We start from the raw sequence: 26,987 nt of genomic DNA on the forward strand, positions 1-26,987 counted from the left end.
GAGACGGCCCATTACGATTTCGGCTTCCTTCCGGCACGCATTTCCAGGTCAATGACCTCCGACCCGCTCTCGTTAGGAGCCTTGTCTTCCATGCCCTGAAGAATGGCGGTGCGCAAGATATCTACATGCTTTCGGTATTCGCTGGCCCGCTCTTCATGCATTTCCGCCATACCCGGGCGATTTGCCTTTGTGGCTTCCTTGGCCATGCGACCGACCAGGGCAGCACGTTCCTCGACGATTCGAAGCGCCACGCGCATGGCAACGTCGACTGAATCGCGCTGTTCGGCAATCAATGCCTTGGCGGTATAGGCGTGCCCGATCTGGCAACGAAACCGCAGGGGTTGCGAATCCCGCACTTCCGATAAGACACCGCCGCATTCCGGGCATGTCAAGGGGGAAGCGTCAGCTAGTTGCTTGATTTTAGACGTGTCCGAGCGGCCGCCTGCCGCAATCTCCACTTCAATCCTGACGCCTGCCGGCAATGGCCGCGCTGGTCCCGGCGGCTCCGCCGAGAAGTGAATGATCGCCTGTGCCAATTCTTCCGATGTGGCGTTGAGATCGACGGGAGTGGCTTCCAATGCCGAAATCGGCATTTCAGGCGTCGCCGCATCCTCCGGCGCTTGAACCAGGGCGACGCCTCCGGCCTGCTTGATCGTCGCCAGGCCGGATGCGCCGTCGTTCATCTTGCCGCTGAGAAGCACCCCGATCGTTCTTGGACCACAGGAAAGAGCGGCTGATCGGAAGAGGGAGTCGATCGAGGGACGCGCGAGATTTTCGCGAGGCCCGTTTCCCAGGGTCAGCTTGTCCTTTATCACCAGCAGATGGTAATCGGAGGGAGCAAGGTAGATTTGGCCGGGCAGAATGGCCTCGCCATCTTCAGCGTTCTTCACAGGCAAATTGCTGGAAGCGGAAGTGACTGACCTTAATATTCCGGCGCTGTTTGGGGGAATGTGAACAATGATGATCACTGCTGCCCTGAGATTGTGGGGCAGGGCGGCTAATATGGTTCTCAGAGGATCGGACGATCCCGCCGATCCGCCGATAACGATGATGTCGCGATTGGCCATCACACCTCACATGAAAGAGGAACCAGCGGGGGCAGAGTTTGTTCCATTGGTCGCACGGGAACCTTAGGCCGGGCCGTAAGTTCGGAAGCTGGATCGCGTGGATTTTGTCCCTTCCTGCTAGGCCCTGTCGCCACCTGCGCGGTCCACCCTCCTTTGAGACTGTGACAAGCCCGTATTCACATCGCTATTCATGACCTCTGTCTCACAACCGGCATGAGACGATGTCGAAGAATTTTAAGAGTCTGCACGGAACCAAGCGCGAGACGGAGTCGTTTTTTAGGGGATGTGAAGAGTGCTTGAGAAAGTCTGTCTGAAGGGCTTCAGGCTTCATCACGGCAACTCGTTCAATACAGATCATCGGAAAGATCCAGCCGGCATCCGCACGGAGGCCGGGCCGATACTCGTGACGTTTGCATTACGGGGCGACGCAAACATCGCATCAATTTCGCCGATGACGCGGCTATCAGGAGAGCGTTGTGCACGATACGTCCCGATCCACCGATTTAGAGACTGAAATCGTAAATCTCATTCCGGCTCTTCGCGCCTTCGCCAGAACCTTCCATAGGAACTCGGCCGATGCCGACGACCTGGTTCAGGAAACCTTGACAAAGGCACTCGCCAATCTTGGCCAGTTTGACCCCGGTACACGGCTGAAATCCTGGCTGTTCACCATCATGCGCAACACATTCTGCACGAAGTTCCGCATAGCCAAGCGCGAGTCGCCCGGCAGCAAGAAATGCGTCTCCGGCTTCGGCGTGGAAGCGCCGCCGCAGGAATGGACGATCCGCGCCAAGGAACTGGAGCGAGCCTGCAAGCGGCTGCCAGAGCCTTATCGGGCGGTGCTGGAATATGTGGTCATCGAGGGCCGCTCTTACGACGATGCGGCGGAAAAATTCGGCTGTGCGATCGGCACGGTAAAGAGCCGGATCAACCGGGCTCGCCAGCAGCTCGCCGCTCAGCTCGACGAGGACTGACATCCGAAACCGTTGCTGCTTTCCCAGGACGCAGAAAATAACGAAGCGCCAGTTGGCAGAGGTGCGGCACATGTGCATCGCAGCGAAAAACTTCGGCCCGAGGGGTTTACAAGCAATCCCTTGAATGGGACTCTGGTCATCGAGAGTTGCTTGAGGCGCGCGAAGTATTTGTCTCGCGTGACGGCGGTGCGAAGGCCAAAAGACAGGCAGCGCACTGTAGGGTCGGCTCTAACCAACCAAATCAATCCAAGGCTGAACGTGCGTTTTCGCATGGTGTTCGGCTGTCGATGCAGCGTTTCAGCGCGCTGGCATTGATACAAATGCAATTGGGCTTTTGTAATGAGATTCGTTTTAACGGGTATTTTTCTTAGTGTCCTCGTAAGTGCTGCGCCGCTCTCGCATAAGGCCTATGCCGGCGATCTGGTGATCTGGACGCCGGTTAAGGTTGCTCCGCGGACCTATCATACGACAATTGGCTTTCGGCTGCCCATGGCTTGGGAAATGAGCGCGGGTGCCGATCTTGGTCTCGCAGGCGCGGCCGGTGGAAAGATCCTGAACGGTTCCGAACTCGCCACGCTATGGGGACGAGCGGTAGACGATCGCAGCAATTTTGCCAGCAATTCGCGGCGCGAGGTCGCCGTGCGGGTGGATACGCTGAGGGGAAGCGGAATGTTGTATCTTGGCCGCTCGCGAAACTGGATCGTCTCACAAGATCTCGACATGCAGATGCTGCGATCGTTGAACGTGACTACGGCGCAGACCGCGCCAACCTCTGTCACCGCCTCGCAGGCGGTAAAGATGATCTTTCCCTCAACCGGAACGTCGATCTCGGCGAGGGGAGAGCTGACGGACGTCAAGGGTACCTTCTCAAGTACGTTTGCCTTGAACCAAGCGATTGTGCCCAACCTCAATCTCACCGCTTCACTCACCGATCCGCTGCTGCTGACGCCGGCGGGCAATGTACGGGTCGATTATCGCATCAAATGGTGACGGTGTAGTTCATGAGGCGCGGCGAGAGAGTCATCGTTCCGCCGGTGGCGTATTCGATGACTCTCGCTGCTGTTGGCTCTATTAAGCCTCCAAGACATAGACGATCGTAAACGAATTGGGATCGACGATTACGATACGACCATCGGCAAGAACGAAGAACCGATACGACTTGTATTGCGGTATGATCTTGACGATTCTCGGCGGAAGTGGCTCGAGCCTAATCGAGTGTGGAATGCTGACGCCTACGGAGACGGTCTTGATTTCCGACTCGCGCACCGGCGTGGTGTGAACTTCCTTGATCACCTGCCGCACCTGCGTTTGCTGCTCAACGGTGATGTTGGTATTCGTGGTTGAGCTCTTGGCGGTGTTTTCCTGGGTCGTGTTCGTCTGACTGCCAGTCTTCGCCGTACCGCTGGTGTCAGTGGCGGACTTGGACTGATCCGTGTCCATCTGCGTCTTGCTTGATGTTGTCGATTGCTGGGTATCGGTGCCCGATCCGGATTTTTGGGTCGTCTCGGCCTTCGGGGGTTTGACTGTTGACTGAGTGTCGGACGATCCGGATTCCCCAGAGCTCTGCTTGGTCATGGATTTTGTGTCGGGCGTTTTTTGCTTCTGCGTCTCACCCGATCCGCTCTTGGTGCCGGTTTTCGGTAGGATAGTCGTATCCTGTGAATCTTGAGCGGTCGCAACGGATTGAGCCACCGGGGAGAGGCTAAGGGCGGCGGACGCCAAGAGAATGTAGAACAGATTGCAAGTCATCTTGAACTCCTTCTGGTGCGCTGATGCCAATCAACGGCAAAAGCACTGTTGCTTCATGATGAGCCGGCCATGATGGTGGACATCGCCTCGGACGCGATACGTCGATCCCGAGTGATAGCCCTCGTTGTAATAGCCGGAGCTATCGTTGGTCGTGATCGCAATCGACCGGGCGTGGGTCGGAACTGCTTGTCAAAGCGCCCAATCCGAGCGCATATGCGATAAGGAGTGTTTTCATTCGTTCTCCATTCAGGGCACACGCCGGCCGCGGCGCCAAAGGCGCCGTGGTTCTGCGTCTTACTGTGAGGGATGATGGAGAGCCGTCAGGCTCTCCTCTGGTCGATCAGTGGAGCACTTGGATCACTTTCCGTGAGGATGGCTCGACGATCACACGCTCGTGGTTGACCACCGCATAGGCGTATTTCGGATTTTCCGGAATCGTTCTGATTCTGATGGTTCTCGGCAGCGGTTGGCCGATCACGACCTTCTCCCTAACGACAACTGTGTCCTCGGGCATCGGCTGCTCTTGCACATAGGTAACAACCTTCTGTGGCGGCGGATCGATAGCGGTGCCGACGATAGCGCCTGCAACACCACCGACTGCGGCACCTACTGGACCACCTACGATGGCACCCGTGACTGCCCCGCCTGCCGCGCCGTTGACGGTCGACTGCTGTGCGAAGGCGTACCCGCTCGCCAATGCAAGGGAGAGGGCTGCTATACTAAATACTTTGGTTTTCATCAGATTCTCCTTTGTCTTTCCTACTTGTCCGCGGGTAACGGAGCTTTCGGTAAAACCATTGAGAACCTCGTCTGTTCCTGTTTTGAGGCTTCAGTCGGGGCGTGGTCAGACCTTGGTCCCTGGGGGTACGGACTAAGGTCTCAAAACGCTCAACATCTGCTATCGTGACTTGTATGCGGCAGGCGAGCTTTCCTGGAAGCAGTCGGTCACCTGCATCCTGGAGATCAGCAAAGCGCTCTGTCGTCGCAGCTCTTCCGCCGCGAATAGGGATCTGACGTTCGCCGCCGCATTGCCGGCGGTCAGTGGACGCTCGGGATCTTTGTGGCCGCGGCGAAATCCTCGGCCGCCAATTCGCTGATTGCGATCAACACCTCCTCACGCGAGAAGCCGGAGCCGATCGTTCGTTCGATCAGGTCCTGCAAGTCGGGCTCAATGACATCGCGGCAATCTTCAAGCCGTTCTTCGGAAACGGTCACGCTATACAATTCGTCCATCATTCAACCTTTCCTTCAACCTCGAGCCGCCGCATTGAAGGGCGGCCCGGGCGGTATTTCTCTATGGTGCTATCGTGCCGATGATCTTCGTTTGGATGCGGCAAGAAGACCTTCGCGCTGCATCTTCTTGCGAGCGGCCTTGCGATACCGGCTGACCGCCTGTGCCTTTTCACGGATACGGCGCTCAGAGGGCTTTTCGTAAGCCCGCCGCTCCTTCATCTCCCGGAACAGCCCTTCGCGTTGCATCTTTCTTTTCAACGCCCTGAGCGCCTGCTCGACGTTATTGTCTCGGACCAGAACCTGCATTCTGTTCTCCTTGTTGTTGCGGTTGATAAAATGGTTGCCGGTCAGCCGAGCTGCTCGGCGATCAATTCCTGCAGTTCTCGACGTGTGAGAAGGCAGGGATACGGTTTCCAGTTTTTGTCAGGCCGGTTAACGGCCCCATCGCGCTCGCGCGGCTTCACCGCCGCGGGCGCGGCAGCGATGTTCGGTTTGTTCAATAGAAGTCCTCCGCCGGCCGTTTGGCCAGCGTAATCGATAAGAAATAGCAGGAATGCCCATCATGCAAATGAGCGGCGTTGGCTGCGAACGAATGCTCTTGCCAATGGTTCCGGCGAAGCATCTGGCGCGATACAATTCGCACGGCTTCGCAGCCCTCACGGCTTTAAATGGGTAGTAGGCTAAGCCTTTGCAAGGTGGAGATGGCGCCTCAGCCCACCTCGATCTCCGGTCTGTCCCGAGCTCCGCCTCCCCGCTGTGCCTACGGCCTCATTGCCTCCAATTCCTTTTGGAGCCGGTTCCGTTCGGCAACATGCATCTGCTGCAATTCCTCGAAGGTCGATAGCAGCCGACGCGCTTGCGAGGTGTCGTGTTGGCCTTGCGTAAGTTCGAAAATGATTTGCTTTTGCCGAGTGATATGTCTGCGGCCTTGAGCCACATGCTGCTTTGCCAATTTTAAATGCTGTTCTACGAGTTGCTTATCCATGCACAATTGTACGCCTCGGATGATGTGAATGCATCTGCTTCCTCATCTTGGCTGACGGACGTAAAGGCGAGCAGTCACGTCAACCGTCGAATGCAGCATTGAGACCGCGGGCACGTCGCGGCGGCGGTCTCAAACGCAAAGCCGGACGCCGCCGGCAGAAACCTTAGCGCCACCGAGGTTGCTTCGGCGGTGCGTTGGCATGTAGCTCGTGCAGCGGAGCATGCCGGCCCAGCAGCTTGACCAGTTTCTTGGTTTCGGCTGCGTCAACGCCGTGTTTCTTGCAATGTTGTTCCACGTCCAGCTCGCGCGGGCCGGGTCTTTTGACCTGTCGGTTTTGCATACTCTTCATGGGACACTCCTCCTAGCCAAGAAACGCTGCCAGTATGCTCATTGTTCATTAGTTATTTCTAAATCGGATGACGTTCGATCCGTGCAGTTCCGCGCGACCTGCTTCGTGTCCTCGGATCGAACGATGAAATAATAACCATTTTACTGGATTTTAAGGGGTTATTACGCTATCTGAAAGTAGCGACGCCGGTGAAGGCTGAGCGGAGCGATCATAGCATGAAATAAGCTTCAGGTGAGGTAGGGCATGGCCGAACGTAATCCACCAGCAATCTTCGTCGGGGACGCCGCTGGTCTTGATTTTCTAAATTCTTTAGCAACCCCGCTCGACAGGCCTTTCGAATGGCTCAACGACGGAGAGGGGTTCATCCAGTGGCTTCGCGAGGCGGGTCTCGTTCCGGAGCGCAGATTGCAGTCCATTGCCAGGAACGCCATGCCCGGAGAACTCGACTCGCTGGCGGCGCAGGCGCGTTCGTTGCGCGAATGGTTCCGCGAATTCGTCAGGGAACACAAAGGAAGGCCTCTCGATGCGAGCGCGCTCGAGCAGCTCGAACCATTAAACCGCCTGCTGTCGCGAGACGAACAATTTCGCCAAATCGTCACCACGGAAGAGGAGAAGGGGACAATCGGATTGCGCTGGAGCACGGAACGCCAGTGGAAATCGCCAGACGCTCTTTTATCCCCGATTGCGGAAGCGATGGGTGAACTTGTCTGCACCGAGGAATTCTCTGATGTCAAAGCGTGTGAAGGTCACAACTGCACGCTTCTCTTCATCGATCGCACGCGCGGCAAGAAGCGCCGGTGGTGCAGCATGGCGGTTTGCGGCAACCGCGCGAAGCAGGCCGCCCACCGCGCCCGAGCCAATTGATGGAAAAATGGCGGCCAAGATGCATGGGGTGCCCATAGGGGTTCCCGATGGCTGCAGAAAATAGACGCCGGCCATAACGCTCATAGTCATCTCGCTTCGCTGAGATAACTCAGACCCATTAAATGGGTCGGCCGATTCTGCGATCCAAGACGAAAATTCGATTTCCAAATCAGTAACTTATCTTTCCGAGATCGAACAGATTTCAGGGCAGCAGTCTGCAACGCTGTGCCGTATGGGCGTGCGATTTTAACGTAACCTTTTTAAAGGCACTTGACTGGTTACTAACTTGGTGTAACCATATTGGCGTTATTAATCGGGTTACCAAAGGAATGGTTCCATGACGAAGGTGCACTATCGGAAGGTGGATGTGGATGGGCTCGGCGTCTATTACCGGGAGGCGGGCGATCAAAAGAACCCCACACTTCTCCTGCTGCACGGGTTTCCAAGTTCCGGTCACATGTTTCGCGACCTGATCCCGGCTCTGGCAGCGGATTTTCATCTGGTGGCTCCCGATCTGCCAGGCTTCGGCCAGACCGATCTGCCACCGCGTTCCGCGTTCTCTTACTCCTTCGACAATGTCGCCAAGGTGATCGATCGCTTTACGGAGGTGATCGGGCTGAAGCGGTTCGCGATCTATGTATTCGACTACGGCGCGCCGACCGGCTTCAGGCTGGCGATCTGGCACCCGGATCGGATTGCGGGGATCATTTCGCAGAACGGCAATGCCTATGAAGAGGGATTGAGCGAAGGCTGGAACCCGATCAGGGCTTACTGGAACGATCCGTCCCCTGCCAATCGCGATGCGTTGAGATCGTTCCTCCAGCCGGAGGCGACGGTATGGCAATATACCTACGGCGTGACGGATACGACGCTGGTTTCGCCGGACGGTTATTCCCTCGACAATCACTACCTCGCTCGTGAAGGGGCGACCGATGCCCAACTCGACCTCTTCGGTGACTACAAGAGCAATGTCGCTCTTTATCCGGAATTCCAAGCGTATTTCAGGAAGCACCAGCCGAAGTTCCTGGCCGTCTGGGGCAAGAACGATCCGTTCTTCCTGCCGCCAGGCGCGGAAGCGTTCAAGCGAGATATTCCGAGCGCGGACATCAGATTCTTCGACACGGGCCACTTCGCCCTTGAAACGCACTGCGAGGAGATCGCAGCCGCGATCAAGAATGTCTTTTCAGGCATCGAGTGAGTTTCCGATGGGGCTCGGGCAACCGGGCCCTGGTCTCGCGGTGCGATCGGCCGTGTGCCGGGCTGGTACAAATCGCTTTTTGCCCCGTGAGGTATTTAGGAGGGTTGCGCCAAAGCACTACGTTTTCTTAACTAGTTCACTTCATTCGATATTTTGATTTTCATGGCAGAACCGCGTCGAAGGCGAGGTGACCTATGAAAGAACTCCCAGTTTCATCGCGGATTATTAAATCCGTTTTTTTTCATCCAGACGATGGCCGTCTTTATATTCGCTTCAAGAACGGCGAGGAGCGTCTCTTTACCGGCGTTCCAGAAGAGGCTGCCCAGGCCATGGTTGAGGCTTCCTCGCCCGGCCAGCACTACATCGAACATATCCGTACTCGCTTCGAACGCGTTGCTTGAAGGGGGGGCCAAGGAAGCCGCAGAGCGGTTTCTCATTCGGATTGCGAAAGACCAAAAAAGTGGAGCGGTTCGGCTATTTGAAAAGCCGAACCGCTTTCGGCGTTCGAGGATGTCAGATAGGCTATCATGTGGGTATCATTCCCGTGGAAAAATTGCGCGAAAAGCGCGTTATTTCGCAGGCATAACCCATGCCTGTCTTTGTGGTGGTCTGCAATTTTTGATTGAACATTTGACAGGACTAACTTCATTAGCATAATGTAAATGACTGCTGGACACAGTGTTCCCAACGAGGGGAGCGTCGTCGGAATCAATCAGGTGTGGGGCTTAAGTTCGGCAATTGTTAAATTATTTATGCGTAATATTTGAAACATAACCATTTGATACTTGTTCAATAGCAAGTGTCGGCTCGGTCCGTTAGATCCTAAGACGACAGGAGATTGAAAGCGATTACGAAGCCTGAAAGTTCCCAGGACAGGACGGAGACCGGAATGGCAGCCAGTAGCGTCATTAAGTTTGACATTCCTTTGCCGGCCAGCAGCGCACCCGACGTGCTTTTCTCGTTTTACGACTGCGATTTGAATCTCATTATGTCGTCCGAGAGGTTCCGGGCGTTCTACGGCGACGAAAAGACCTCTCAGGCCACGCTTTTCGGAATATACCCGGAGCTGGATGATCCCAGCATGGATATGTTCACTGAGCAGACGGGCAATACCGGATGGCTGCGAAATGTGCAGTTCCAAAGAGCAGGCGAGGCGCTCTGCGATCTTATCATATTCCGGCCCGCCAATGGTTTCGCAGTCGTTGAGACGAGGAACCCGATTCGCCAGGATCCGTCCCCTGACGAAGCAGACCGGGCGTTTCTGCTGCATGAAGCCAATCACGATGCTTTGACCGGCCTGCCGAACCGGCGGCAGTTCGGTGCGCGCCTGCACGAGGCTTTATCAGGCGGAAAGAACGGTATCGCGTTGATGCAGCTCGACCTCGATGAGTTCAAGCCGATCAACGACACTCTGGGTCACGCTGCCGGCGATATCGTCTTGCAGCAAACCGCCGAGCGCATACGCAACGTTTTGGGACCGGGAGAGACCGCATACCGGCTGGCGGGCGATGAGTTTGCCGTAATTCAGCTCCGCAAGGACCAGCCGTCAGAGGCGGAGCGATTGGCTGATGCGTTGGTGAACGCTTTTAAGAAGCCGTTCCTGGTGAATGGGATCGCAGTGTTTTCAGGCGCAAGTATCGGCGTAGCGCTTGCCCCGCGGGATGGCAATGAGGAGGACCAGCTCATGCGTGCCGCCGATATTGCTCTTTACGCTGCAAAAAGTGAGGGAAGAGGCCGCGCGCGCACTTTTGAGCCGGCCATGATGATGGTTCTGGAGCAGCGGGAATTGCTGAGGCGAAGCCTGCGCGTGGCGCTGCAGCATGGCGAATTTTTTATCGAATATCAGCCGTTGGTGGATTGTTCGGGGTCTGTCGCCGGTTTCGAAGCCTTGTTGCGGTGGCATCATCCGATGATGGGTATCATCCCACCTTCCGCGTTTATCCCAATGGCAGAAGCCGATGGAATGATGCCGGAAATTGGCCAATGGGTCCTGGAAGAAGCTTGCCGCCAAGCAATGACGTGGCCGCCGCACTGCATGGTCGCGGTCAATCTCTCGCCCGCCGAATTCTTGACCGGAGGCTTCACCGACCGGGTATCGCAGACGCTCGACACGATCGGATTTTCGGCTGAACGTCTTGAGCTCGAAATCACCGAAGGTGTTTTGCTCGAGCGCACGATCAACAATCTCGATACGTTGAATACCCTCAATGTCCTCGGGATTCAGATCTCGCTCGATGACTTCGGCACCGAATATTCCTCCCTAAGCTATCTGAAGAACTTTCCCTTCGATTCCATAAAGATCGACAAGTACTTCATAAAGGACCTGACGAACGACGATAAAAGCCAGACGATCGTTCGCTTTATCATCGCGTTGGCGCATGGGCTGGGCATGAAGGTCACCGCCGAAGGTGTGGAAGACCAAGCTCAAGCCGAATGGCTCATTGCCGCTGGCTGTGATCGTTTGCAGGGATATTTCCTTGGTCGACCTCTGCCTGCATCGTCCGTCCTGGAGTTCCTCCAGCGTAACGATACGGCAAAGTGGCAAAGTCAGGAAAAATAGGCGGTGGGAAGTTGACGGGACGCGTCGGACCTGTTCCGTGGGTAGTCGCGAATATTGGAGTATCTTCTTTCATAAGATGCTCTAGAACAATTCCAGGAAAACTGCACAGCGGTTTCCGTCCGGAATTGTGAAACCATGAAGACAGAGCGGTTCTGTGCATCCACGAGAAGCTGACCGTTCCAGGCGATAGGGGATCGGCATTGAGCGAGCAAAGCGCAGGCCGCACTGCATTACCATTTCATCCGATGCTGGAGCTGGAGATGGAAATGGAAGTTTTCATGTCGGATTGGCTCCACTGCAATCAGCTCTCAAACTACGTTGCGCGCATGGTGAGCCACGACCGAGGCGATCCGGTCCGGCACGCCAATTTGCTTTCATCCGCACTCAACGAGCTGTTTGAAATCTCGTTTCGCTCCGGCTGCGCTTCCGGGCGACTTCACTGCAATGTTTCCCGAGGGGATCGCTCGGAGCGGATTGCCCTGACCTTTCCCTGTGGCCCCGCACAACAGCACCGGTACTGTGACGCAAGTGCAAGGGCGACGGGAGGTGACGCTCTGCAAAGATATCTCGACGCACTCGCCGATGAAAACTCAGTCTCGGAAGAGGACGTCATTCTGCTCGGCTTAGCGATCAACTATGACGCATCGCTATCGCTGCAGCAGGTGGAAGATCGAGCTCTCACTGTGGTCGTGGACATTCCAGTGGAGGGACTACTGAATTGAGCTCACACGAACCGGTTCCGCTGTTTTCGGCTCAGTTCGATCTAAACAGCCAGGAGTTTTCACTTTCAGGCATTCTGCGGCCGTTATCACCCGTCGACATCGCCGATACGACCGCCTTGCTCGAAAAGAGCATCAATCAAGTCAGAGGCGTCCTCTATATAAATGTAAAACGCCTCATTCACATGAATGCGACGGCGTATCACGCCTTGGCACGGCTCTTGGTCAATGCCAGCCGGACGCGACGGGACATTCGCTTTGTCGTGGTGACGTCCAGTGTTGTTGGCTGGGCGACGAGGACATTCCGTCATCTGCATGCCATCGAACCGAGGATTGCCGTCGAGGCGTATGATTCCGCTTTTTATCCGGGTCAGACCTTTGTCGAAGACGAGAGCTTCATTCCCATCCTGCGGACGCAGACGAAAATGACCTGGCGCCATGAACGCGAGATTTTACCGCGCCACGGCATGCAGGCCGGCATTGCGATGGCGGACATTTGCTGTGGAATCGGTGATTTCGCCGTGTTGGCCCATAAGGAATTCAAACCGGCTAGGATCGTGGCGCTCGATCATTCAGTGGCCAGTCTCGAATACGCCCGCAAGGTCGCCGCCGATTTCGATATCCGCGATATCGAATATACCTATGGCGATGCATCACAGATGCTGCTTGAAGACAATCAGTTCGATCTGGTGACCTGTCGCCATTCACTGCAAATCTTCAATCGGCCCGATATATTGCTCAAGGAACTCTACCGCATCTGCAAGCCGGGCGGCCGCGTATACATAACCAATGAAAAAAACTCTCATTGTCTTGGCGAGCCGCGGGCGGCCAGCATACAATGGACCTACAATGAGGTGGCGACGCTGTTCGCCCATTTTGATATGGATGTCGAAATGGGCCCGAAAAGCCGCCGGCTGCTGTTGGATGCGGGTTTCGAGGCCATTGAGATGGAAAACTTCATGGTCAGCAACCTCGATGGCGATCCGCAAGATTTCGCCGATGTCATCACCGCCTGGGAAAATGTCTATGCCGGCGAAATGTCGGTTCGCCGGGGTGATACGCCGGAATTCATCAAGCGTTTCCGCCAAGGCTTCCAGGATCATATCTTCGCCGCCCTTCATCCGAAGGGTTATGCCGGCTGGCCGATCTGGGCCGCCTCTGGGCGGAAGCCGCTATGAGCAGAAAAACTGGCCGATTTTTCTTTCCCGGCATCCGGTCGTTTCGCGCGAAATTTGTCCTCGTGGTTGGCGGAGCCGTCCTTTTTGACCTTCTCGTCAGCGGCGGGTTGGCACTGTGGAATGTGCAACGTTTGTCCCGCGACGCGACGTCCGAAGTGGGCCAGGGTCTTGAACGTGCGAGCCAGGATTATATTCGATCCTATGCGGACTCGACGGCTGCTCGCGTGGGGCTGCTTCTCAATCAGGTGCATTCCGATGTCAAAACGCTCGCGGGCGTTCTCCAGTCGCAGATAGATCATCCCAACCGAAACAATGCGGTTGGCGAGGCGCTGGCGCAATCCGAACCTGGCGCCATCAAGCTCACTTACGATCCAAAAGGCCGATGGGCGCAGAATCTTCCCGGTACGCCGTCCGTAATCAGCGTCTGGGGCTACCTGCTCGACCAAAATCATCAGCCGCTGCCTGCGGTGCAAAAGGATATCGAGACCAGTACGGTTGTCGATCTCGTCGCGCCGAACCTGCTGAAGAGCGGCTACTCCAAGCTGCAGATGTATTACATCGGACCCAAAGAGCGGCCGATCTTCAGGACGGTGCCTTATACCGACCAGGCGCAGACCTTTGACAAGCTATATCCGGGCCACAACGATGCCAATTTCTGGGATTTCTTCTTTCCGGGCATCTATGAATCCTGGCAACAATGGGCCCGTGAGCCGGGCTCGCGTCCTGTCGCGGACGATATCACGCAAACCGCACCCTATACCGACGCCATCACGGGTAAGCTGATCGTCAGCTTCTTCAATCCTCTCTGGTCTTCCGACCGCAAGGAGGTTGCCGGCATCGCCGGCGCCGATATCACGCTGGATCAACTGGCCGGTATCGTCGAAAGCGTGAAGGTTGCAGACACCGGCTTTGGCTTCTTGACGATGTCGAACGGCAATGTGGTCGCCATCAACCACGCGGGCGAAAAGACCATTGGCTTGCGCTCCTCGAGCGAGACCGGCGACAAGGGCGTGACCGGCCTTGATCGTTCCTTCCGCAACAGCACGCAAAAGGCGCTGGCAACGCTTCCCTTGGACCGTGACGGCGTCATTCAGCATATTATGTTGGACGAGCAGGGAGAGAAGATTCCGTATCTGGTTGTCGTCAAGCAGATAGCGCCGACCAACCTTTGGGTTTCCGGTCCGATTCAAAAGGAAGCGATGTCGCTTGGAATTGTGGTGCCGGAGCGAGAGATTTATGCCTCGCTTTTTGCTGCGCAGGAAGAAATATCGCGAGCGACAAACCGCATCCTTATTTACCAGATTCTGGCGATCTCCATATCGCTGATGATCGTCATCGGGGCGGTATTTGCGGTTTCCAAGCGTATTACCAGCGGTATCAGCGCGCTCGCAGGGGCAGCACGGCGCATTCAGGCGAAAGACTATTCGGTCAGGGTTGATATCCCGTCGCAAGACGAAGTGGGTCAGGCTGGCGTTGCATTCAACCGCATGGCGGAAGAGATAAGCTTCCACACGGAAAATCTGGAATCGCTGGTGGAGGAAAGAACCAAGGAAATTGCCGAGGCGAAAGAGGAAATCTCGGCACTGAACACGCAATTGAAGAGCGAGAACGTGCGGCTTGGTGCCGAGCTGGCCGTCGCCCAGCGCATACAGCTCATGGTCCTGCCGCGCCAAAACGAACTTGCGGCCATCGAAGAGTTGGAGATCGCTGCCTTTATGCGCCCCGCTGACGAGGTCGGCGGCGACTATTATGACATCCTGCAGGACGGAAAAAGACTGAAGATCGGAATAGGGGACGTCACCGGCCATGGCCTTGAAAGCGGCGTGCTCATGCTGATGGTTCAGTCCGTCGCGCGCGCCTTGCAGGAGGCCGGGGAGACCGATCCGACGAAGTTCCTGACCGATCTCAACCGCACGATTTACAAGAACATCGAACGAACGAAGACCGACAAACATTTGACCCTCGCCTTTCTCGATTATGACGGGGAGCGACTGACGCTTTCCGGCCAACACGAGGATCTGATTGTCGTGAGACAAGGCGGAGAGGTCGAGCGGATAGAAACAGGCGACCTCGGGCTTCCCGTGGGGCTCGATTCGGATATTTCCGAATTTGTCGATACCAGAGAAGTCGCCTTCGGCCGTGGCGACATCATCGTTCTGCACACCGACGGGGTCACGGAAGCTGAGAACAGAAGCGGCGAATTGTATGGAATTGAACGGCTTTGTGAATCGGCGCGCCATCTTTATGGCGGCACTGCCCAGGACGTAATGAACGGTATTCTAGAAAACCTCATGACTTATATCGGGTCGCAAAAGATTCACGACGATATAACTCTGGTTGTAATGAGACATAGGTGATAGCATGGCGACCGTCGTGTTTGGGCTTGCAGACCTTGTAGCAAACAGCAGTGCAGACAGCGCTACTTTCCTCCGATTGCTTGACGGACCGCTCGCTTTAAGCTGGTCCCATTGTTCCATGACATCCGATTTTATCGCTGAAATAACGGCTTTGCGTTACAAGAGGTTACGTCAGGTCTATCATCAGGTTCGCCATGACATCGGTTACGTCGCCAACGAACTTATTGAAAATGCCGTGAAGTTTCGTGTATCCGGTGAAATTGGCATTGCGGCTTCGATAGAAGGAGAGCGGTTTCGCATGAGGGTTTCGAATTTTATCGACAACGAAAATGCTGCGCGTTTTCAGCATCTGCTTGCCCAGATAACCAATGATGACCCCGCGGACCTCCTCATTCGGCAAATCGAGAAGAATGCGGCGTCGACTTTCGGCAGTGAGTCGGGCCTTGGCCTGCTGACGCTGATGAGTGACTATGAGACTGACTTGGCGTGGACTTTTGATGCGAATCGGCCGAATGGTCCGACTCATCTGGAGACATATGCCTCCTTACCGATCCCTTCCGTCCAGAATGGCTGAGTTTTGACCATGGAAATCAGAGGAGAGGCATTTCGCGTTTGGACTGAAGGACATGTCGTGTTCTTTGACGGTTCCATGCGTCTGGCCGGATCGGATGCCTATGCTCCGATCTTCCAGTTGGCGACCGATTTGCTCGAGAAAAACCCGGAGCGGTTGACGCTCGACCTGACAGGCCTTCAGTTTCTGAATTCGTCGGGCATAAACTTGCTTGCGAAACTGACGATAGAGGCCCGCAAACGCGCCGACGTGCAGATGACGGTGCGCGGTTCCAAACAGATTTCGTGGCAGCTCAAATCACTGCCGAATTTGAAGAAGCTCTATCGCGAGCTCGATCTCCGACTCAGCTAGCTACGCAATGCTGGCGGCCTCGGATTCTGTCTTGGAAGACCGAGTCGTGTAAGCTCTAGGTGACCGATTGCTTGTGGACAAGGAACACGGGCCGCCTTTCGACGCAAAAGAAAGGTTGCAGAAAAGCTCGCAGTGATTGAGGATTTGACACCATTAGTCGTCCCGATGTACTTATAAGTTACTAACATACGAAATTCAAATAACCCGACGACGCCGTTCGGTTGTAGGTTTCCGTGTAAGGACGTACGCGCCAACGATTTGGCGGCCTGCCACAGTCGAAAACAATGACTGGGAATAGCATCGCTGGAGGTATTCCTCACTATGTCCAAGGCTGTTTCCGATCGCGGACTGAGTTTCGCCGCACAGAAGGTCAGCCAAATCGATATTCCGGAAAAGGTGCTCTATTGGGAGTGCTTTGCCCGGATTGCGGATGCCCGTGGCGTTGTCCATCGTGCTGCGTCCTTTGCGCCCTATTTGGAATCCTCCCTCGCGTCCTTCGATCTTGATGCGCGCATGCTGGACTTGATTCTGGCGAGCTTGGCTCGGGATCCAAATCTCGTACTCGGATGCAACATTTCCGCCGCCAATTTGGCTGTCACAGATCACTGGAAACAGATGCTCCGGCAAATCGAGCGCCATTCGGAACTCGCTCCGCGACTTGTGCTGGAGATCACGGAAACCTACCCACTGGTGGGTGAGGGCGTCGAGAGGCTGGCAGCCGTGCGCATGCTTGGCTGCCGGGTGGCCATCGATAATTTTGGAGCGGGTATGGCCACGCCCGCGCGACTGCTGACGGTCCCGGCCGATATAATCAAGATCGACGCTTCGCTGGTGCGGAATGTGCGGACCTCAGAAAAGGGACAGAGCAGCCTGCAATATCTGGTCGGATTTGCATCTTGCGTCGCCCCGATCATCGTTGCCGAAGGCATCGAAAAGAACGAGCACCTGGATGCCGCTCGCGCATCGGGCGCGACTCATGTGCAGGGTTTTTTGTTCGGAAAACCAGCCGCGCTACCAAATCATTGAACTGAGTCGGAAGACGATTTGCTCACGCTTTCGCACCAAGCGGCCAATTGGCCTCTTTCGGCGCTCCGGTATCGACGACCCCAATAATAGAAGCGATGAGTTCTCGTGGCCGCTTTAAATTTTGGTGCCTTCATTAACGCAGGCCTGATCGGCGGTAATGGTTGTAAGTAGCTGAAATTTAACAATAAAATCTGCAGCAGGGCGATGCAATGCTGGGCGCCATCCTGATCGCGTTAACCATTTGTTAACCATAGCGGCGGTACACAGGGTCAACGAAATATTTACACAGATGACCAAAGTGCTAACAGACGCTCGCTCGATCCGCATCAAAGGCCGTTCCTTCCTGGCGGTCATGCTTTCCCCGGATCTTCCCATCGATGATTGGTTGATCAGGCTGGATGATCTCGCCGCACGTTCGGCGGGCTTCTTTTTGGGACGCCCGGTCGTGCTCGACCTCACGGATCTGTCGATCGACCGATCGGGGTTGAAGGACCTGATCGGGGAACTTGCCCGACGCAATGTCAGCATTATGGGTATCGAGGGTGCGCGCCCTTCTATCCTGGGGCCGGGTATGCCTCCCGCGCTCAAAGGGGGTCGGCCGGTTTCCGATATCGAGGTGCCTGTAAACGAGGTTCCGGTGCAGGAGCCAGTCGTCGAGGTGCGCAGCAGACCGACGGCTCCCGAGGCCCGGCCAGCCACGCAGTCCATCGTCATCAGGGAACCGGTGCGTTCGGGTCAATCGGTGATCTTCCCCGAAGGGGATGTCACGGTTATCGGATCGGTTTCTTCGGGTGCGGAAATCATCGCGGGCGGATCGGTGCACATCTACGGCAGCTTGCGCGGCCGAGCCATGGCGGGTTCGATCGGAAATGCATCGGCGCGCATCTTCTGCCGCAAGCTTGAGGCAGAACTGGTCGCGATCGACGGTATTTACAAAATGGCAGAAGACATGGCCCCCAACCTTCGCGGACAGGCTGTTCAGCTCTGGCTCGAAGGCGATGCGATCATGGCAGAGAAACTTATCTGAGCCGGCAGCCGGCCACGACAGAGGAGAGCAAGATGGGGAAAGTCATCGTAGTCACGTCAGGCAAGGGCGGGGTTGGCAAGACGACCTCGACCGCCGCGCTTGGAGCGGCTCTGGCGCAGAGAAATGATAAGGTCGTTGTCGTCGATTTTGACGTCGGGCTGCGGAATCTTGACCTCGTCATGGGGGCGGAGCGAAGGGTCGTCTACGATCTGATCAATGTCATACATGGCGACGCCAAGCTCCCCCAGGCGCTGATCCGCGACAAGAGGCTGGATACGCTGTTCCTGCTGCCGGCCTCGCAAACCCGGGACAAAGACAACCTGACTGCCGAGGGTGTCGAGCGCGTCATCAACGATTTGAAGCAACACTTCGATTGGATCATCTGCGACAGCCCCGCAGGGATCGAACGCGGCGCTACTCTGGCCATGCGCCATGCGGATACGGCGGTGGTCGTCACCAATCCGGAAGTCTCGTCGGTGCGCGATTCGGACCGCATCATCGGCTTGCTGGATGCCAAGACGGCCAAGGCCGAGCGCGGCGAGCGGATCGAGAAGCACCTGCTCCTGACCCGCTACGACGCCAACCGCGCCGAGCGCGGCGACATGCTCAAGGTTGACGACGTTCTGGAGATCCTTTCCATTCCGCTCCTCGGCATCGTTCCGGAAAGCATGGATGTTTTGCGCGCTTCCAACATCGGCGCTCCTGTCACGCTGGCCGATAGCCGCAGCGCACCTGCCATGGCTTACTTCGATGCCGCTCGCCGGCTCACCGGCGAAGTTCTGCCGATCACGATTCCCGGCGAGAAGCGGAACATTTTCGGCAAGATATTCGGACGGAGGGCGGCATGAACATTTTTCGTCTTTTCGGCAAACAAAGAACCGCACCGGCGGCTAGAGAACGCCTGCAGGTGCTTCTTGCCCACGAACGCTCGTCGGCAGGCTCGGACCTGGTATCGCTGCTCAGGGAGGAAATCCTCGCCGTGATAGCAAAGCACGTGCAGCTCGACGGCGATAAGGTGCAAGTCAAGATGGATTGCAACGAACACGTCTCGACGTTGGAAATCGACGTTGAAATCCCGCTGCATGCAGTTGTTCAGGCTGCGTGAAGGGCACGCTTCGATAGATCCAGCCGACAGCAGGTTTTGACCGGGCAGGTTAAACTCACCGGTCGTGCTTAGAGCGGAGAAGTTCGATTTGGAACGCGGATAAGATGACGATGTCCGCGTTCCCAAATTGAGAGATTGGCCGCATGCGCCAATTCATAATTGTAATGAAACAATAATAAGATTGACATGATCTTTTGTCTCTTTCACGCTGATGTCATGAACATCGGTGGCGAAAGAGATATGAAATCGTGCTGACGTCAGTCACAACATTTCCTGTGCGACGGACCGCGCGATGACCGCGATGGTGACGTTGCCCTATATCGAAGAGGCGCGGCGACTCATTGCCGGACAGGTCGTCCGTACGCCGTTGATGCGCTCGCACGCGCTCTCCCGCCAATCCGGCGCACCCGTATTTCTCAAACTGGAAAATCAACAGACGACCGGCAGCTTCAAGCTTCGCGGAGCGACCAATGCGATCCTGTGTCTCAGCGAGGAGGCACGTTCGCGCGGGTTGGCAACGGCGTCCACGGGCAATCACGGCAGAGCAGTCGCGCACGCCGCCGCGGCATTGGGTGCGCGGGCGATCATTTGCCTGTCGGCGCTCGTTCCCGCCAATAAAGTCGAGGCGATCCGCAGCCTTGGAGCCGAGGTCCGCATCGTTGGCCAATCCCAGGATGATGCCATGCGCGAGGTCGAGCGCCTGGTGAGGGAAGAGGGCATGAGCTTCGTGCCGCCCTTCGATGATGCCAACGTGATCGCTGGTCAGGGAACCATCGGGCTGGAGATCGCGGACGCCCTGCCGGATGTGGCGCTTGTCCTCGTGCCCCTGTCAGGCGGTGGATTGGCGTCGGGCGTTGCGGCTGCCATCAAGGCCAAGCGGCCGCAGGCCATGGTCATCGGCATGTCGATGGAGCGGGGCGCGGCGATGGCGGCGAGCCTTGCCGTCGGTGCGCCGCTTGAAGTCCAGGAGGTCGAAACCCTGGCGGATTCGCTGGGTGGCGGCATCGGGCTCGACAATCGCCTGACGTTTGCCATGTGTCGCGACCTTCTCGACGATGTGATCCTGCTCAGCGAAGACGAGATAGCGGCAGGCATCCGCCATGCGATGACGATCGAAAACCAGATCGTTGAAGGCGCGGGTGCGGTTGGTATCGCGGCACTGCTTACCGGCAAGATCAGGCCGGATGGCCCGACGGCGATTGTCGTCTCCGGTGGCAACATCGATCCGGCGGTCCATCGCCAAATCGTCAACGGCATCAAATCAGGGGTGGGGTGATGGCGCGCGTGCTTGTGCTGACCGAAAGTGATTTGCGTAAAATCGTGCAGCTTGACGCGGACGCCGTCGACTGCGTCGAACAAGCCTTCGCGGCCTTGGCGACCAAGGCGGTGGAGATGCCGCCGATCATGCGGCTGGATATCCCCGCCCATCGTGGCGAAGTTGATATCAAGACGGCCTATGTACCGGATGTCGACAGCTTCGCGATCAAGGTAAGCCCTGGCTTTTTCAATAATCCCTCGCGTGGCCTGCCCAGCACCAACGGGCTGATGATGCTGCTCTCGGCGCATACCGGATTGGTTGAAGCGCTGCTGCTCGACAACGGTTATCTGACCGATGTGCGAACGGCCGCCGCGGGCGCGGTTGCCGCAAAACATCTTGCCCGCCCGGATGCCCGGGTCGCGGCAATCCTTGGCGCCGGCATGCAGGCACGCTTGCAGCTTCGCGCATTGACTTTGGTACGGCCGATCGAAGCTGCCCGTATCTGGGCACGCGATGCGGAAAAGGCCAAACGGCTTGCTGATGAGCTTACCACTGAGCTCGGCTTTCCGGTTTCGGCCGAGGCTGACGCCAAGCAGGCCTGCAGCGGCGCCGACATCATCGTCACCACCACGCCGTCCGACAAACCAATCCTCGACGCCTCCTGGCTGGAGCCCGGCCAGCACGTCACAGCCATGGGTTCGGATGCCGAGCATAAGAACGAGATCGATCCAACGGCGATCCTGCGGGCCACTCCTTATGTCGCCGATAGCCTGAAGCAGACCCGCCGGCTCGGCGAACTGCATCATGCCATCGCAGCAGGTCTTGTGAGGGAAGATGCGATCTTTCCCGAACTGGGCGCCATCATCTGCGGCCAGACCGCCGGCCGTCGGTCACGCGAGGCAATCACGCTTTGCGACCTGACCGGCACCGGGGTGCAGGACACGGCCATTGCCACGCTTGCCCATCGTCGCGCCGTCGCTGCCGGTGCGGGTCAAGCCATTGAAACGACAAAAGCATCAGGAGATCCAGCGTGAGCGAACCGACCCTCAATTTCACCCGCTCCGAATATGCCGATCGGCTTGCCAAGACGCGGCGAGCCATGGAGAAGGCCGGTATCGATCTCATCATCGTGACCGATCCGTCCAACATGCATTGGCTGACGGGCTATGACGGCTGGTCCTTCTATGTGCATCAATGCGTGCTGGTGCCCGGCTCCGGCGAGCCGATCTGGTATGGCCGAGGCCAGGATGCCAACGGCGCCAAGCGCACGGCCTATCTCAGCCACGACAACATCATCGGCTATCCCGATCATTATGTGCAGTCGACCGAACGCCATCCGATGGATCTCCTGTCACAGATCATCGAGGAACGCGGCTGGGCCAATGCCTCGATCGCGGTCGAAATGGACAATTACTGGTTCACCGCTGCGGCCTATGCCTCCTTGGTCAAGCACCTGCCGAATGCCCGCTTCAAGGATGCTCAGGGGCTCGTCAACTGGCAGCGCGCCGTCAAAAGCCCGACCGAGCTCGACTATATGCGCAAGGCTGGCCGCATCGTCGCGGCCATGCACAAGCGGATCGTCGAGAAAGTCGAGCCCGGAATCCGCAAATCCGATCTCGTCGCCGAAATCTATGATGCCGGTATCCGTGGCGTCGATGGCTTTGGTGGGGACTATGCTGCAATCGTGCCGTTGTTGCCATCGGGCGCTGACGCGTCGGCTCCGCATCTGACCTGGGACGACAAGCCGATGAAGAGCGGCGAGGGGACGTTCTTCGAGATTGCAGGCTGCTATCGCCGCTATCACTGTCCGCTGTCGCGAACCGTCTTCCTTGGCAAGCCCACCCAGGCCTTTCTGGATGCCGAGAAGGCAACGCTCGAAGGCATGGAGGCCGGCCTTGCCGCGGCCAAGCCTGGCAACGCCTGCGAAGACATCGCCAACGCTTTCTTCGCGGTGCTGAAGAAATACGGGATCGTCAAGGACAACCGCACCGGTTATCCGATCGGCCTGTCCTATCCGCCGGATTGGGGCGAGCGCACCATGAGTCTGCGCCCTGGCGATCGCACGGAGCTGCAGCCCGGCATGACCTTCCATTTCATGACGGGGCTGTGGCTGGAAGACATGGGCATGGAGATCACGGAAAGCATCGTGATCACCGAGAGCGGTGTCGAATGCCTGTCCAACGTACCCCGCAAACTCGTCGTGAAGTGATCGGCCGGCATGAACATGATGACAATGATCACACGCCCATCACCCATAACGCCGACCGTCGATTTCGATCGGGATGGCGTCCAACATGGTCACCTGCGCCTGCCCTGGTCGCGTGACGATTCCGCCTGGGGCTCGATCATGATCCCGGTCTGCGTCGTCAAAAACGGCGATGGCCCGACGGCGCTTTTGACCGGTGCCAATCACGGCGATGAATATGAGGGGCCTGTCGCGCTTTTCGATCTCGCCCGCACATTAAAGGTGGAAGAGGTCAAGGGGAGGGTCATTATCGTCCCGGCGATGAACTATCCGGCGTTTCAGGCCGGTACCCGCACGTCTCCGATCGACAAGGGCAATCTCAATCGTAGTTTTCCCGGTCGGCCCGACGGCAGCGTGACGGAAAAGATCGCCGATTATTTCACCCGTTACCTGCTGCCGTTGGCAGACATCGTGCTCGACTTCCATTCCGGTGGCCGAACACTCGATTTCCTGCCCTATGCGGCCGCCCATGCGCTGCCGGACAAACGGCAGGAAAAGGCCTGCTTCGATGCGGTCGCCGGGTTTTCCGCGCCCTATTCCATGCGGATGATCGAGATCGATGCAGTCGGCATGTACGACACGACCGCCGAGGAGATGGGCAAGGTCTTTGTGACGACCGAGCTTTCGGGTGGTGGAACCATATCGGCACGCACGGCTTCCATTGCCAAGCGCGGCGTTCTGAATGTCTTGAAGCAAGCCGGTATCGTTGCCGGCGCGCCGGAGACGGGAACAACGCAGTGGCTCGACATGCCGTCGTCCAATTGCTTCGTCTTTGCAGAAGCGGACGGCCTTTTCGAACCCGTGAAGGATCTTGGCGACATGGTTGCGGCCGGAGAGATCATCGCCCGGGTGCATCCGATCGGCCGCACCGGATCAATACCCTTTGACTATCGGGCGGCGCTGGGCGGCGTTCTTGCCGCGCGTCATTTCCCCGGCCTCATCAACACCGGGGATTGCCTCGCCGTCGTCGCGGCCTTGACGGAGGCCCCCTGAATTGCCGCGCCGCGATAGCGCGGCGCGGATCACCACCCCGCTAACGGCAAAGATCCGGAAAACCGGACAGCCGATGACGGAATTCAACCACAGAGGAGTGAACGATGAGATCGAATTTTTACCGCAGCCTTGCCGCCATGGGTCTGACAATCGGCCTGGCCGCTTCTGCCCATGCCGCCAGCCTCGAGCAGATCAAGAAGGATGGCTATATCCGCGGCGCCAGCGCCAATGAGGTTCCCTACAGCTATATGGACGAGAGCGGCGCTGCCAAGGGCATCGGTCCTGATGTTGCTGCTGCCGTCCTGAAGTCGATGGACGTGAAGGAGGTCGACTGGACCGTGACGCCGTTCGGATCGCTGATCCCCGGCCTGAAGGCCAAGCGCTTCGATTTCGTCGCCGCCGAGCAGAACATCCTCCCGGAGCGTTGCAAGCAGGTGCAGTTCACCACGCCGAATTCGAGCTATGGCGAAGGCCTGCTGGTGCCGAAGGGCAATCCGAAGAAGCTGCATTCCTATGAGGACATCAAGAAGGATCCGTCTCTCAAGGTCGCGATCGTCTCGGGCGCCGATCAGCTCGATTTCTTCCATGGCCTCGGCATTCCGGAGTCCCAGATCGTCATGATCCAGGCCAATGCCGATGCGCTCTCGACCATCCAGACCGGCCGTGCTGACGCCTATGCGGCGACGGAGCTGACGGTCGCCAAGCTGGTTCAAGGCGGTGGCTCGAATGTCGAGCAGGCGGCACCCTTCACCGATCCGGTCATCGAGGGCAAGTCGGTTAGAAGCTATGGCGGCTTCGATTTCCGGTCTGAAGACAAGGATCTCTACAAGGCGTTCAATACCGCACTCATCGCCTTCAAGAAGACCGATGACTACAAGAAGATCCTGATGTCCTACGGACTTAGCGCCGAAAGCGTCGAGGCCGCGCGAACCAAAAACACGGAAGACCTGTGCGCGGGCAAATGAGGACGGCAATATCCATCGGCTTGGTCTTTGCCCATCGGCGACGGCCTAGCCGACCAGCCCCTTGCATCTTGCGGACGGAGGTGACCCGGACATGAGCTGGACCCATTATCTTCCAGCACTGCTGAAGGGCGCAGAGGTGACGGCGATCATCGGCGTCACCTCGATGCTGCTCGGCGCAATCTTTGCTTTCGCGGCCGGCCTTGCGCGGTTCGCCGGCGGTCGGCTGCTTTCCTGGATCGCGCTGGTTTACATAGAAATATTCCGGGGCACATCGCTCCTGGTGCAGCTCTTCTGGCTCTATTATGCGCTGCCGCTGATCGGGATCTCCTTCGATCCCATCACGACGGGCATCGTCGGCCTGGCGCTGAACATCGGTGCCTATGGCGCCGAGGTGGTGCGCGGCGCGTTGCAATCGGTTCCCGATACGCAGCACGAGGCGGCGCGCGCCCTAAACTTCGGGCACGGGCAGACGCTCTTTCACATCGTCCTGCCGCAGGCGGTGGTGGAGATGATGCCGCCATTCGGCAATCTCGCCGTCCAGAACCTGAAGGACACGGCGCTGGTGTCGCTGATTTCGATCAGCGACCTGACCTTCCAGGCGCAGCAACTGCGCAACATCACCTTGGACAGCGTCAGGATCTATTCGCTGACGCTTATCGGATATTTCATTATGGCGCTCATTCTCGTCGTCTTCATGCGCTGGCTTGAGACGATCCTTCGCCGGGGCGCCGCCTTTCCGGGGAGGGCGCCGGCATGATGTATGGCTTTACCTGGGATACGTCCTCGACGCTCTCCTTCGCGCTGTCGATCCTGCCGATCCTCGGCATAGGATTGATCGTGACGCTGGAGGCGGCGGCAGCCGGATTTGCGATCGCCCTGGTCCTCGGCCTGGTCTTCGCGCTGTTGCGGCGCAGCCGTTTCGCGGCGATCTCCTGGCCGACAGCGTTCGTCATCGAATTCCTGCGCGATACGCCACTGCTCGTGCAGCTCTTCTTCCTCTATTACGTCTTGCCGATCTACGGGATCGTCCTACCGGCCTTCCTTACGGGCGCGCTGGCGCTCGGCCTGCAATATTCGGCCTATACGTCGGAGGTCTATCGCGGTGGCCTAGACGCCGTGCCGCGCGGCCAATGGGAGGCGGCGACGGCGCTTAATCTGGGGCGCGGTCTCACCTACAGGGACATCATCATCCCGCAGGCGATCCCTCGTATCATCCCCGCCATGGGCAATTATCTTGTCTCCATGCTCAAGGAGACGCCGGTTCTGTCCGTCGTCACCGTGGTCGACATGCTGAACCTCGCCAACCTCATCGGCGATCGGACCTTCGAATATCTGGTGCCGCTGTCGCTCGTCGGCCTGATCTTTCTCATCCTCACGCTCGTCTGCTCGGCGGCCATTCATTGGCTCGAGAAGACGCTGCCGAAAAACGGAATTGCTTTGAGATGACCGAACCCCTGATCCGCTTTCACAACGTCACCAAGCGCTACGGCGATTTTACCGTTCTCGATGACTTCTGTTTCGAGGTCGCACCCGGCGAGAAGGTAACGTTGATCGGACCGTCGGGCTCGGGCAAATCGACGGTTCTGCGCATCCTCATGACACTCGAACCCTTTCAGGAAGGCACATTGCACCTGGCCGGAATGTCCTACCACGAGGAAAACGGCCGCGGACGGTTCCGTGCCAGCGAAGCGCATCTGCGCCAGATCCGCACCCATGTCGGCATGGTGTTCCAGAGCTTCAATCTGTTTCCGCACATGACTGTGCTGCGCAATATCGTCGAGGCGCCGACGCGCGTGCTGGGACTTGGGCGAGCCGAAGCGGAGGTCCGCGCCATCGAGCTTTTGCGCATGGTCGGTCTTTCCGAGAAGAAGGATCACTATCCGAGCCAGCTTTCCGGCGGCCAGCAGCAGCGCGTCGCCATAGCCCGGGCGCTCGCCATGCGTCCGCGAGTCCTGCTGTTCGACGAGCCGACTTCCGCGCTCGACCCGCAGCTTGTCGGCGAAGTGCTTGGCGTCATCCGCGATCTCGCGCATGAGCATGATCTGACGATGTTGCTGGTGACCCACGAAATGCGGTTCGCAAGAGAGGTATCCGATCGCGTCTGCTTCTTCGACAAGGGCCGCATTTGCGAAGAAGGCAAGCCGGAACAGATATTCAGTACTCCGAAGGAAGACCGCACCAAGGAGTTTCTGCATTCCGTCCTGTGACCGATG

Annotated in this window: 30 protein-coding genes; 23 read left to right on the forward strand and 7 right to left on the reverse strand. The window is 57.5% G+C overall.

Annotated features, from left to right (window positions below):
- Window positions 1-11: 11 nt before the first annotated feature.
- The gene (locus ACXHXG_RS21900; protein ID WP_457900721.1) at window positions 12-1,067 is read right to left on the reverse strand and encodes a chemotaxis protein CheB; all 1,056 of its coding nucleotides are present in this window, start codon (window positions 1,065-1,067) and stop codon (window positions 12-14) included.
- Window positions 1,068-1,543: 476 nt separating this feature from the next.
- Here ACXHXG_RS21900 and ACXHXG_RS21905 point away from each other — a divergent pair, with 476 nt between their 5' ends.
- Both ACXHXG_RS21905 and ACXHXG_RS21910 read left to right on the forward strand, forming a co-directional pair.
- On the forward strand, window positions 1,544-2,041 hold the full coding sequence (locus tag ACXHXG_RS21905) for a sigma-70 family RNA polymerase sigma factor (RefSeq protein ID WP_283053865.1): 498 nt from the start codon (window positions 1,544-1,546) through the stop codon (window positions 2,039-2,041).
- A 339-nt stretch (window positions 2,042-2,380) separates the two neighbouring features.
- A complete protein-coding gene (locus ACXHXG_RS21910) occupies window positions 2,381-3,031 on the forward strand; it encodes a hypothetical protein (protein ID WP_457900722.1) in 651 nt (216 codons plus the stop codon).
- A gap of 81 nt (window positions 3,032-3,112) precedes the next feature.
- Here the strand turns inward: ACXHXG_RS21910 and ACXHXG_RS21915 are convergent, their stop codons facing one another.
- The 6 genes from ACXHXG_RS21915 to ACXHXG_RS21940 all read right to left on the reverse strand — a co-directional run bounded on the left by ACXHXG_RS21915 (window position 3,113) and on the right by ACXHXG_RS21940 (window position 6,357).
- Window positions 3,113-3,790, reverse strand: coding sequence for a DUF1236 domain-containing protein (locus ACXHXG_RS21915; protein ID WP_457900723.1), 678 nt, complete (start codon window positions 3,788-3,790; stop codon window positions 3,113-3,115).
- A gap of 340 nt (window positions 3,791-4,130) precedes the next feature.
- A complete protein-coding gene (locus ACXHXG_RS21920; protein WP_283053868.1) occupies window positions 4,131-4,529 on the reverse strand; it encodes a DUF1236 domain-containing protein in 399 nt (132 codons plus the stop codon).
- Window positions 4,530-4,828: 299 nt separating this feature from the next.
- On the reverse strand, window positions 4,829-5,023 hold the full coding sequence (locus ACXHXG_RS21925; protein ID WP_283054254.1) for a hypothetical protein: 195 nt from the start codon (window positions 5,021-5,023) through the stop codon (window positions 4,829-4,831).
- Window positions 5,024-5,092: 69 nt separating this feature from the next.
- Window positions 5,093-5,329, reverse strand: coding sequence for a 30S ribosomal protein S21 (rpsU, locus tag ACXHXG_RS21930; RefSeq protein WP_104826922.1), 237 nt, complete (start codon window positions 5,327-5,329; stop codon window positions 5,093-5,095).
- 41 nt (window positions 5,330-5,370) lie between these two features.
- Window positions 5,371-5,523, reverse strand: coding sequence for a hypothetical protein (locus ACXHXG_RS21935; protein WP_260303997.1), 153 nt, complete (start codon window positions 5,521-5,523; stop codon window positions 5,371-5,373).
- 648 nt (window positions 5,524-6,171) lie between these two features.
- Window positions 6,172-6,357, reverse strand: coding sequence for a hypothetical protein (locus ACXHXG_RS21940; protein WP_104826920.1), 186 nt, complete (start codon window positions 6,355-6,357; stop codon window positions 6,172-6,174).
- A 243-nt stretch (window positions 6,358-6,600) separates the two neighbouring features.
- On the opposite strand from ACXHXG_RS21940, the gene ACXHXG_RS21945 reads away from it, so the two are divergent.
- From ACXHXG_RS21945 to ehuA, 21 genes are all read left to right on the forward strand, one after another.
- The gene (locus ACXHXG_RS21945) at window positions 6,601-7,221 is read left to right on the forward strand and encodes a CGNR zinc finger domain-containing protein (RefSeq protein WP_457900724.1); all 621 of its coding nucleotides are present in this window, start codon (window positions 6,601-6,603) and stop codon (window positions 7,219-7,221) included.
- A 337-nt stretch (window positions 7,222-7,558) separates the two neighbouring features.
- A complete protein-coding gene (locus ACXHXG_RS21950; RefSeq protein WP_457900725.1) occupies window positions 7,559-8,419 on the forward strand; it encodes an alpha/beta fold hydrolase in 861 nt (286 codons plus the stop codon).
- Window positions 8,420-8,613: 194 nt separating this feature from the next.
- Entirely contained in the window at window positions 8,614-8,820 is a 207-nt protein-coding gene (locus tag ACXHXG_RS21955; protein WP_260305219.1) for a KTSC domain-containing protein, read from the forward strand.
- 488 nt (window positions 8,821-9,308) lie between these two features.
- A complete protein-coding gene (locus tag ACXHXG_RS21960) occupies window positions 9,309-10,979 on the forward strand; it encodes a putative bifunctional diguanylate cyclase/phosphodiesterase (protein WP_285170334.1) in 1,671 nt (556 codons plus the stop codon).
- A 200-nt stretch (window positions 10,980-11,179) separates the two neighbouring features.
- The gene (locus tag ACXHXG_RS21965) at window positions 11,180-11,701 is read left to right on the forward strand and encodes a ubiquinone biosynthesis methyltransferase UbiE (RefSeq protein WP_260305218.1); all 522 of its coding nucleotides are present in this window, start codon (window positions 11,180-11,182) and stop codon (window positions 11,699-11,701) included.
- Complete coding sequence (locus ACXHXG_RS21970; protein ID WP_260305217.1) at window positions 11,698-12,876, forward strand: class I SAM-dependent methyltransferase; 1,179 nt, start codon at window positions 11,698-11,700, stop codon at window positions 12,874-12,876. The genes ACXHXG_RS21965 and ACXHXG_RS21970 overlap by 4 nt, the downstream gene beginning before the upstream one ends.
- Window positions 12,873-15,233 (forward strand): SpoIIE family protein phosphatase, encoded by a 2,361-nt coding sequence (locus tag ACXHXG_RS21975; protein ID WP_457900726.1) that lies wholly within the window; start codon window positions 12,873-12,875, stop codon window positions 15,231-15,233. The genes ACXHXG_RS21970 and ACXHXG_RS21975 overlap by 4 nt, the downstream gene beginning before the upstream one ends.
- Window positions 15,234-15,237: 4 nt before the next feature.
- Window positions 15,238-15,807, forward strand: a complete 570-nt coding sequence (locus ACXHXG_RS21980; RefSeq protein ID WP_260305215.1) for a slr1658 superfamily regulator — start codon at window positions 15,238-15,240, stop codon at window positions 15,805-15,807.
- A 9-nt stretch (window positions 15,808-15,816) separates the two neighbouring features.
- A complete protein-coding gene (locus ACXHXG_RS21985; protein ID WP_104826911.1) occupies window positions 15,817-16,155 on the forward strand; it encodes a slr1659 superfamily regulator in 339 nt (112 codons plus the stop codon).
- A 321-nt stretch (window positions 16,156-16,476) separates the two neighbouring features.
- Window positions 16,477-17,181: an EAL domain-containing protein gene (locus tag ACXHXG_RS21990; RefSeq protein WP_457900727.1), complete on the forward strand. Its 705-nt coding sequence runs from the start codon at window positions 16,477-16,479 to the stop codon at window positions 17,179-17,181.
- Window positions 17,182-17,470: 289 nt separating this feature from the next.
- Window positions 17,471-18,208: a septum site-determining protein MinC gene (gene minC / locus ACXHXG_RS21995; RefSeq protein ID WP_283053872.1), complete on the forward strand. Its 738-nt coding sequence runs from the start codon at window positions 17,471-17,473 to the stop codon at window positions 18,206-18,208.
- Window positions 18,209-18,240: 32 nt separating this feature from the next.
- Window positions 18,241-19,056, forward strand: a complete 816-nt coding sequence (gene minD, locus ACXHXG_RS22000) for a septum site-determining protein MinD (protein WP_104826908.1) — start codon at window positions 18,241-18,243, stop codon at window positions 19,054-19,056.
- Window positions 19,053-19,313: a cell division topological specificity factor MinE gene (gene minE, locus ACXHXG_RS22005; protein WP_457900728.1), complete on the forward strand. Its 261-nt coding sequence runs from the start codon at window positions 19,053-19,055 to the stop codon at window positions 19,311-19,313. The genes minD and minE overlap by 4 nt, the downstream gene beginning before the upstream one ends.
- Before the next feature lie 301 nt (window positions 19,314-19,614).
- Window positions 19,615-20,589, forward strand: a complete 975-nt coding sequence (gene eutB / locus ACXHXG_RS22010; protein ID WP_457900900.1) for a hydroxyectoine utilization dehydratase EutB — start codon at window positions 19,615-19,617, stop codon at window positions 20,587-20,589.
- Window positions 20,589-21,605, forward strand: a complete 1,017-nt coding sequence (gene eutC / locus ACXHXG_RS22015) for an ectoine utilization protein EutC (protein WP_457900729.1) — start codon at window positions 20,589-20,591, stop codon at window positions 21,603-21,605. Before eutB ends, eutC begins: the two co-directional genes overlap by 1 nt.
- Window positions 21,602-22,780 carry an ectoine hydrolase DoeA gene (gene doeA / locus ACXHXG_RS22020; RefSeq protein WP_285170327.1) on the forward strand — a complete coding sequence of 393 codons (1,179 nt, stop codon included), beginning with the start codon at window positions 21,602-21,604 and terminating at the stop codon, window positions 22,778-22,780. Before eutC ends, doeA begins: the two co-directional genes overlap by 4 nt.
- Window positions 22,781-22,795: 15 nt before the next feature.
- Window positions 22,796-23,809: a N(2)-acetyl-L-2,4-diaminobutanoate deacetylase DoeB gene (gene doeB / locus ACXHXG_RS22025; RefSeq protein ID WP_457900901.1), complete on the forward strand. Its 1,014-nt coding sequence runs from the start codon at window positions 22,796-22,798 to the stop codon at window positions 23,807-23,809.
- Window positions 23,810-23,913: 104 nt separating this feature from the next.
- Complete coding sequence (gene ehuB, locus ACXHXG_RS22030; protein ID WP_457900730.1) at window positions 23,914-24,774, forward strand: ectoine/hydroxyectoine ABC transporter substrate-binding protein EhuB; 861 nt, start codon at window positions 23,914-23,916, stop codon at window positions 24,772-24,774.
- A 91-nt stretch (window positions 24,775-24,865) separates the two neighbouring features.
- Window positions 24,866-25,531, forward strand: coding sequence for an ectoine/hydroxyectoine ABC transporter permease subunit EhuC (gene ehuC / locus ACXHXG_RS22035; RefSeq protein ID WP_104826903.1), 666 nt, complete (start codon window positions 24,866-24,868; stop codon window positions 25,529-25,531).
- Window positions 25,528-26,220, forward strand: coding sequence for an ectoine/hydroxyectoine ABC transporter permease subunit EhuD (ehuD, locus tag ACXHXG_RS22040; RefSeq protein WP_283053878.1), 693 nt, complete (start codon window positions 25,528-25,530; stop codon window positions 26,218-26,220). Before ehuC ends, ehuD begins: the two co-directional genes overlap by 4 nt.
- On the forward strand, window positions 26,217-26,981 hold the full coding sequence (ehuA, locus tag ACXHXG_RS22045; RefSeq protein ID WP_457900731.1) for an ectoine/hydroxyectoine ABC transporter ATP-binding protein EhuA: 765 nt from the start codon (window positions 26,217-26,219) through the stop codon (window positions 26,979-26,981). Before ehuD ends, ehuA begins: the two co-directional genes overlap by 4 nt.
- Window positions 26,982-26,987: the final 6 nt, after the last annotated feature.

The organism is Rhizobium sp. LEGMi-198b, assembly GCF_054114205.1.

Bases quoted from the DNA above. Each gene is read 5' to 3' on its own strand.
- eutB (WP_457900900.1), top strand. From the start codon at position 19,615: ATGGTGACGTTGCCCTATATCGAAGAGGCGCGGCGACTCATTGCCGGA.
- ehuB (WP_457900730.1), top strand. From the start codon at position 23,914: ATGAGATCGAATTTTTACCGCAGCCTTGCCGCCATGGGTCTGACAATC.
- ACXHXG_RS21955 (WP_260305219.1), top strand. From the start codon at position 8,614: ATGAAAGAACTCCCAGTTTCATCGCGGATTATTAAATCCGTTTTTTTT.
- ACXHXG_RS21980 (WP_260305215.1), top strand. From the start codon at position 15,238: ATGGCGACCGTCGTGTTTGGGCTTGCAGACCTTGTAGCAAACAGCAGT.
- minD (WP_104826908.1), top strand. From the start codon at position 18,241: ATGGGGAAAGTCATCGTAGTCACGTCAGGCAAGGGCGGGGTTGGCAAG.
- ACXHXG_RS21975 (WP_457900726.1), top strand. From the start codon at position 12,873: ATGAGCAGAAAAACTGGCCGATTTTTCTTTCCCGGCATCCGGTCGTTT.
- ehuA (WP_457900731.1), top strand. From the start codon at position 26,217: ATGACCGAACCCCTGATCCGCTTTCACAACGTCACCAAGCGCTACGGC.
- ACXHXG_RS21900 (WP_457900721.1), bottom strand. From the start codon at position 1,067: ATGGCCAATCGCGACATCATCGTTATCGGCGGATCGGCGGGATCGTCC.
- ehuD (WP_283053878.1), top strand. From the start codon at position 25,528: ATGATGTATGGCTTTACCTGGGATACGTCCTCGACGCTCTCCTTCGCG.
- ehuC (WP_104826903.1), top strand. From the start codon at position 24,866: ATGAGCTGGACCCATTATCTTCCAGCACTGCTGAAGGGCGCAGAGGTG.
- ACXHXG_RS21915 (WP_457900723.1), bottom strand. From the start codon at position 3,790: ATGACTTGCAATCTGTTCTACATTCTCTTGGCGTCCGCCGCCCTTAGC.
- ACXHXG_RS21940 (WP_104826920.1), bottom strand. From the start codon at position 6,357: ATGAAGAGTATGCAAAACCGACAGGTCAAAAGACCCGGCCCGCGCGAG.
- ACXHXG_RS21990 (WP_457900727.1), top strand. From the start codon at position 16,477: ATGTCCAAGGCTGTTTCCGATCGCGGACTGAGTTTCGCCGCACAGAAG.
- minE (WP_457900728.1), top strand. From the start codon at position 19,053: ATGAACATTTTTCGTCTTTTCGGCAAACAAAGAACCGCACCGGCGGCT.
- ACXHXG_RS21945 (WP_457900724.1), top strand. From the start codon at position 6,601: ATGGCCGAACGTAATCCACCAGCAATCTTCGTCGGGGACGCCGCTGGT.
- ACXHXG_RS21925 (WP_283054254.1), bottom strand. From the start codon at position 5,023: ATGGACGAATTGTATAGCGTGACCGTTTCCGAAGAACGGCTTGAAGAT.
- rpsU (WP_104826922.1), bottom strand. From the start codon at position 5,329: ATGCAGGTTCTGGTCCGAGACAATAACGTCGAGCAGGCGCTCAGGGCG.
- ACXHXG_RS21985 (WP_104826911.1), top strand. From the start codon at position 15,817: ATGGAAATCAGAGGAGAGGCATTTCGCGTTTGGACTGAAGGACATGTC.
- eutC (WP_457900729.1), top strand. From the start codon at position 20,589: ATGGCGCGCGTGCTTGTGCTGACCGAAAGTGATTTGCGTAAAATCGTG.
- minC (WP_283053872.1), top strand. From the start codon at position 17,471: ATGACCAAAGTGCTAACAGACGCTCGCTCGATCCGCATCAAAGGCCGT.
- ACXHXG_RS21920 (WP_283053868.1), bottom strand. From the start codon at position 4,529: ATGAAAACCAAAGTATTTAGTATAGCAGCCCTCTCCCTTGCATTGGCG.
- ACXHXG_RS21960 (WP_285170334.1), top strand. From the start codon at position 9,309: ATGGCAGCCAGTAGCGTCATTAAGTTTGACATTCCTTTGCCGGCCAGC.
- doeB (WP_457900901.1), top strand. From the start codon at position 22,796: ATGATGACAATGATCACACGCCCATCACCCATAACGCCGACCGTCGAT.
- ACXHXG_RS21910 (WP_457900722.1), top strand. From the start codon at position 2,381: ATGAGATTCGTTTTAACGGGTATTTTTCTTAGTGTCCTCGTAAGTGCT.
- ACXHXG_RS21950 (WP_457900725.1), top strand. From the start codon at position 7,559: ATGACGAAGGTGCACTATCGGAAGGTGGATGTGGATGGGCTCGGCGTC.